Origin of the sequence: Arcobacter cryaerophilus gv. crypticus (assembly GCF_002993025.1) — a bacterium.
In the GTDB taxonomy this organism is placed as follows: domain Bacteria; phylum Campylobacterota; class Campylobacteria; order Campylobacterales; family Arcobacteraceae; genus Aliarcobacter; species Aliarcobacter cryaerophilus_B.
On record NZ_NXGI01000013.1, the window covers coordinates 1 to 1289 of the forward strand.

At 28.0% G+C, this 1289-nt stretch carries 1 protein-coding gene; it reads right to left on the reverse strand.

Annotated elements, in window-relative coordinates; all coding sequences use genetic code 11:
- Positions 1–30: 30 nt before the first annotated feature.
- A protein-coding gene (locus tag CJ670_RS07050) for an IS3 family transposase (protein ID WP_105939431.1) occupies positions 31–1199 on the reverse strand; the annotation gives its coding sequence in 2 pieces (ribosomal slippage) (positions 31–947 and positions 947–1199; 1170 coding nt in all).
- Positions 1200–1289: the final 90 nt, after the last annotated feature.

The following is a 1289-nucleotide window of genomic DNA, read 5'->3' on the forward strand; positions in this document are numbered from 1 at the left end:
TGGAATGACCCCAAGATAGTAGACACTTTTTTATTCAGTTAACACCTTGGGTTGAGTAACACTATCATTGTATCTTTTCTCAAATTCATTTGGACTTATAAAATCTAAAAAACTATGTCTTCTTTTTGAGTTATAAAACATTTCTATATATTCAAATATTTTATCTCTTGCTTCTACTCTTGTATGAAATATAGTTTTTCTAACTAACTCTTTTTTTAATGTCTTAAAAAAACTCTCTGCTACTGCATTATCATAACAATTACCTCTACGGCTCATACTTGGGATAATATTATGATGCTTTAAAAATGTTTGGTATTCATAAGAGCTATATTGGCTACCTTGATCTGAATGAAGAATTACTTTATGATTTTTAATTCTATGGGTTGTTTTTTTCAGAGCTTCAATAATTAAAGATGTTGATTGTCTATGTCCTGTTGCCCAACCAATTATTTTTCTTGAATAAAGATCAATAACTGTAGCTAAATATAACCATCCCTCATAAGTTCTGATATATGTAATATCACTAACCCAAGATTCATTTGGTTTATGTGTTAAAAAACATTGTTTTAAATGATTTGGATGTGCTTTATGAATTGAACCAGCCTTATGCTTTGGTTTTCTTTTATAATTTCCTACTCCACAAAGTTTTGCCTCTTTCATTAATCTTGCAACTCTTTTCTTATTTACATGAATATTTGAAGCCTTTAAATCTTTATGAATATTTCTATATCCATATATTCCATTTGATTCTTTATATGCTTTTTTTATCTCTTGTAAAATTTGTTGATTTTTTATTTCAAGATTTGAAATAGGTTGTTTTAACCATTTATAATACCCACTTGGATGAACTTTCAATACAGTACACATTCTTCTGATTGTGTACTGTATTTGATACTCTTTTATAAATGCGTACTTTAATTTGGGTTGTTTGCAAAGTACGCTGCGGCCTTTTTTAAAATATCCCTCTCTTCTGTAACTCTTTTTAATTCTTTCTGTAATCTTTTAATTTCAGCTTGTGTATCTTGAGATTTTTTTGCTTCTATTTCAGCTTCTGGAGATTGATATTTTTTTATCCAATTTCTCAAAGAATCATAATGTACACCTAATCTCTCAGCTGTTTCAATTATGCCATATCCATTTTCAATAACTTGTTTTACAGCATCTCTTCTAAACTCTTCACTATATTCTCTTCTTGCCATTTTTAATTCCTTCAATTATTTACAATTTTCTCTAAATTGTTATTTTAATTAACTGAATTAATTTGTGTCTATATTTTCGGGGTCATTCCA